At 41.5% G+C, this 4,542-nt stretch carries 6 protein-coding genes and 1 pseudogene; 2 read left to right on the forward strand and 5 right to left on the reverse strand.

Annotation, left to right across the window (positions count from 1 at the left end; genetic code table 11):
• Positions 1-607: 607 nt before the first annotated feature.
• The 4 genes and pseudogenes from OCV56_RS26055 to OCV56_RS26070 all read right to left on the reverse strand — a co-directional run bounded on the left by OCV56_RS26055 (position 608) and on the right by OCV56_RS26070 (position 3,250).
• Positions 608-1,066 (reverse strand): MbeB family mobilization protein, encoded by a 459-nt coding sequence (locus tag OCV56_RS26055; RefSeq protein WP_143691608.1) that lies wholly within the window; start codon positions 1,064-1,066, stop codon positions 608-610.
• 373 nt (positions 1,067-1,439) lie between these two features.
• Positions 1,440-1,754, reverse strand: a pseudogene (locus tag OCV56_RS26200) (mobilization relaxase); the annotation flags it as partial.
• Positions 1,744-2,076, reverse strand: a complete 333-nt coding sequence (locus OCV56_RS26065) for a MobC family plasmid mobilization relaxosome protein (protein WP_086716328.1) — start codon at positions 2,074-2,076, stop codon at positions 1,744-1,746. The gene OCV56_RS26065 and the pseudogene OCV56_RS26200, both read right to left, overlap by 11 nt.
• Positions 2,077-2,923: 847 nt before the next feature.
• The gene (locus OCV56_RS26070; RefSeq protein ID WP_086716329.1) at positions 2,924-3,250 is read right to left on the reverse strand and encodes a hypothetical protein; all 327 of its coding nucleotides are present in this window, start codon (positions 3,248-3,250) and stop codon (positions 2,924-2,926) included.
• Positions 3,251-3,395: 145 nt separating this feature from the next.
• On the opposite strand from OCV56_RS26070, the gene OCV56_RS26075 reads away from it, so the two are divergent.
• Positions 3,396-3,635 carry a CopG family ribbon-helix-helix protein gene (locus OCV56_RS26075; RefSeq protein WP_086716332.1) on the forward strand — a complete coding sequence of 80 codons (240 nt, stop codon included), beginning with the start codon at positions 3,396-3,398 and terminating at the stop codon, positions 3,633-3,635.
• Positions 3,625-3,909: a type II toxin-antitoxin system RelE/ParE family toxin gene (locus OCV56_RS26080; protein ID WP_086716333.1), complete on the forward strand. Its 285-nt coding sequence runs from the start codon at positions 3,625-3,627 to the stop codon at positions 3,907-3,909. The genes OCV56_RS26075 and OCV56_RS26080 overlap by 11 nt, the downstream gene beginning before the upstream one ends.
• A 237-nt stretch (positions 3,910-4,146) precedes the next feature.
• Here OCV56_RS26080 and bamE read toward each other — a convergent pair whose 3' ends face one another.
• On the reverse strand, positions 4,147-4,536 hold the full coding sequence (bamE, locus tag OCV56_RS26085) for an outer membrane protein assembly factor BamE domain-containing protein (protein ID WP_190960491.1): 390 nt from the start codon (positions 4,534-4,536) through the stop codon (positions 4,147-4,149).
• Between the last annotated feature and the right edge of the window lie 6 nt (positions 4,537-4,542).

The following is a 4,542-nucleotide window of genomic DNA, read 5'->3' on the forward strand; positions in this document are numbered from 1 at the left end:
GCATTGCCTTTTAGTTGGGAATTATTGTTAATTACCGATTTTATCAAAAAATTAGCTGCACTAGTTAGTGCAGGACACCAATTTAAGAGAAAAGACATCTCAAATACAAAAACTCGGTGTTCATTATTCCTATTATGGTAAATAGCAAAGTTTGCTATCAGAAATAGACCTCAGAAGCCCTCAAACGCTCTTAGCGAAGATTTTGGACACTTGATCAAGGCGATATGCTTCCATAGCGCCTTGTAAGTTTGTGACGCTTTCAGAGCGATTTACAGGGCATAAAAAGCAATTTTGATTTAACTCTTAAAACACAACCAACGCGCCATTTATTACAAACTCATGCCTCGATCACCGATCTCACGATCAATACTTATCGATTGTTCTTGTTGTAATGCTTTTCCAACTGCAGGAGATGCGCGCTCAAGTGCTCTACTTGCCTGCTCAAGTTGCTGACTTGATGACGGAGTTCTTTGTTCTCTTTCGAGGTAGACTCGAACATTTGTACTAACCCGTTGTAAGACGTTACAAAGTCTTTGTGTTGCTTCTCGTGTTGATTCTGCAAACTGTCGAATGCGCTCAATAGCTGTTGTTCTAATTCCGTCATCGGTTAATAACCCTCTGGTATTCTCCACGGATACACTCCGTTCCTGCCGTAACTTTCCGCCTCTAGATCGATCTTGATGCAAAGCTGTTCCTGATCGCCACATGTGCTCATCTGAATTTTTCCGCCCTTCGATTTGAGGTCTTCTAACGTCTTGCTCTGTTGGCTGATTTCCAATTGATTCTCGAGAATCGTCTTTCCTTGCCACCAAATCACGCTCGAGCAAGCGACTAACACAAGCACTGCGCTTAATACTATCCAGAGCCAACTTTTCAAAACTAATGCGCTCAAGCGCTGGTTCTGGTCGCGGATGTCGCCTTTGATTTTCTGCTCGCTTGATCTCAACGCCTGTTCGATAGACTTCTCGTGCCTCTCGAATTCGCTCTTGAGACGTAGCTCTGTATCGTGCGCTTGCTGTTTCGATTTCTTCTCGAAGTCCTGCGCCAAACTTAAAATCTTGCTCATAAATCAGCCCTTTCAATCGAATATTTCGACCGCCTTCTGGATCGGATATAGAAATACTTTTTTTGGTTTTTCTGACAACAGAAAAACCAACGCCCTCAAGAGCGTCCACTAAATCTTGTCTATTGCTCAACTCACCATTGCCGGCTTTAGATAACAATCCATCAGTGATAGCTCGCACAACTTCATGCTTTGACTTGGGCAAATTTCGAGGCGTGGTGAGATCTCTTTTATTCATGGGATCATCAGGGTCATGAAGTTTTAAAATGGCATTCGTTGCTATCTTCCATGCGTTAATTCTGGGCTTATCAGCCTTTTCAAAATAAGGCTGTAATCTCTTCCCTGATAACAGTTCAACATTAGGAACAACAAAGTTCAGCTCCAAACGCCCCTTATCTTGGTGCTCGACCCAAAGGCATGAATACTGATCCGCATCGAGACCTGGTAACAATGCTTTTTCGAAACTCGACATGATTTTATCTTTGGTAGTCCGATCAAGGTCGGACTCTTCAAATGACAAAACGCCAGAGGTGTACTTCTTCGCGTAAGGACTGGAATCAATCAAATCTTGAATCGCATCAGGATCACCACGGTCTAAAGTGGCACCGTCACGAGCGCGGTCTTTTCCAAGTAAATAATCGACTGGCCCCGATCCTCTACCGGCACCTCGCGCATGAAATTTAACTATCATCGTTCGCGTTCTTCTTGGTTCTTATCAAATTCAGTTCACGTTGAAGGCTCGATAAAGCGGCAACGATTTGCACGCGATCAACCGGTTTCCAATCCTGACTATTAATCGCTCGTGCAATTTGATTCAAATTATTCCCCATTCCCGAAAGCTGCCTCAATAATGCTGGGTCTACTTTGGGTACCGTATTAGCTCGAGGTACTTTTGCATCCAAACAGTATTCCCGCATCCATTCCGCCAAACGAGGTTTAGAGCTGCGTTTAACTAAGGCGTCATATTCAGATTCAGTTGCTCTGATTTTGATTATCTTCTCTCGTTTATCCACGAAAAATTCTCCTAGCCTCTGAGGGAAGTTAGCTCGGAACGAGGTCACTTCTCGAAGTGGTTAACTGGGGTAAAGGGGGCGTTAGCGCCCCTTTCCAGCTCACAGAGAAACGAGCGTAGCGAGTGCACTCTGTGTATGCTGGCTTAAAACAAAAGCACGTGATTAGGTTAGCATAAAAAATAGGCTAAAGAAGAATAAAAGGAGAAATACAGGGACAGTGCCAAAGATTGCCATTAAGTGGCATTCCGCTTACTCACACACTGCGCCTAGCGGTATAAGCGGGAACAAAGAGAGTACAGGCGCGTCGAAAAAACAGCCCTTTCGGCTGCGCCGACCCCTACCCATTTCGACTCAATTTCATGAGTGATTTGGGTATATCTATGGTCGCTTTCAGATTGGGATTTGTCTCTTACCCTTTCGGGCTGCCCTGCGCTGTGAGTTAGGCTTTACGCCCCCATTCCGGTCTCACAACACTAATCATTTATTCCTTTCCCGCTTATCCCCTCTAGCAGCTACAAGGGGCGGATTTATCGAGCGTTAGCTTAGTTCTGATTAGTGCCTTTACCATGCCACCTTTGGAATATCCCTTGGTCGGTGGCTGATGCGCATCGCTCTGTCCAAAACATCTTGAATCCAAACAGAGTGCAGGAGTACTTGAAGTGCTTTAACGATATGGCTATCATGAAAGGACTTAACGGGCTTCAATCGTTTAAGTATTCCGAAATAAACCGCCCTGCAAGGCGGTTTTTTCACATCTAGAGCAAAAGGTTACGACTTAACGATAAAGATCTCAACGATCATTTTTGTGATCACCTTGTTCGCACAACAAAAAACGCCTAAATAGAGTCTAAAATTGATAATCCTCATAGATTCCATAAATCCCGTCACACATTCTTTTTTTCTGATCAATTTTAAAATCTAAATAAAACACCTCCATTGCTTTAAACATTTTATCGCGCTCATATTTCATCTTGCTTGCTGGCATTTTTTCAATCTCATACTCTTGAAGTAGCATCAGCGATTCAAAAAGCGATTTTTTTATATAGTCATTTTCGTAGTAGCTTGCACACGCTGCTGTATATCCGGCAATTTTTCCATCTTGATATTCATTTTCACCGTCAGAAAAAACAGGTGCAGCAAAAAACATTAGCGCGATAATTAATTTTTTTTTCATTGTTAATCTTACTCGAACAGTAACGGCCAATGGCCGAAAGTAACAGGGAACCCACTTAAGAAAAAATCCTATCAAGTCTACAAAATTTAGTAGTAATGATTACTTTGTATTACAATGTAATTAACGTAATACAAGGAGGCTTATTATGCCATCTATGTCAGTCAGAATCCCCGAAGATATTGAACAAAAACTAACATTACTTGCAGAGTCCACGGGGCGAACAAAGTCATGGATTACCAACCAAGCAATTCAAGATTACTTAGTTCGTGAGCTTTGGCAGATAAATGAAATCAAAGATGCACTGCATGAAGCTGACTCAGGACAGTTTGCTAACAAGGACGATGTACAAGACGCATTTTCTAAGTGGGGTGTAAATGCAGATTAAGTGGCTTAAAAAAGCCTTAATCAATTTAGAGCAGTCTGCAGAGTATTTACACGAACATAACCCACAATCATCACGTGAGTTTGTTCAAGAAGTCTATGACTTAACAAATCTTCTAAAAACCAATCCTGCGATGGGTCGTCCTGGTCGAGTCTTTGGAACAAGAGAGCTTGTCCTAAATAAGTTTCCTTACCTAATACCTTATCGAGTAAAAAATAACTGTATTGAGATTTTAAGAATATTCCCTACTCGCATGTCTCAACCAGAGTTTTGGTAAGGATAGTTTGAGGCTAATCTTGGTCTGAGACCAAAGTTTTCACTATCATCATCAAAAGTAAGATCTTCATAATTTCTGTTGTGTTCACTCACGTGACTGCGTAACGAAGAACGGCTCCCAATAGGGAGCCGTTCTTGTGTCTAAATCTGAATTCGCACTAAGTGCCGTTATGGTAAATCGACCACCAACGAACAACTAAATGTATCTTCAATTTAACTCCAGACGAATAAGCATCTATCATTCATCTTTAGTAATAATTGTCTGTTCTACTCTTATTGGTTTATTCAGTGTGGACTCTAATAACTTTTGCTGGCTCTCCATTACATCATCCATATAATTTTGAGCCCCCCACTTGGTAAGTTTTCCGCCTTTAAATGTGACAGATATTTTATCACTTGAAAGCATTTCATTATCGACAGAAGCCAATCCCACCTGAGTTGAATTCCAATAATACCAACGCTCTCGCTCATCGTTTACATCTGTTCTTTTAGGCGTACCAAGAACCCCCATAACCTTTTGCTTAGTCATTCCAAGTTCTAAATTTAATGATAATTGCCCGTAATTGATTTTTTGAGCGCAACCCAAAAACATGAGAGAACAAATGAAAACCAAAAAAAATCTTTTCATTACAAA

Origin of the sequence: Vibrio gigantis (assembly GCF_024347515.1) — a bacterium.
GTDB classification, from domain to species: Bacteria; Pseudomonadota; Gammaproteobacteria; order Enterobacterales; family Vibrionaceae; genus Vibrio; species Vibrio gigantis.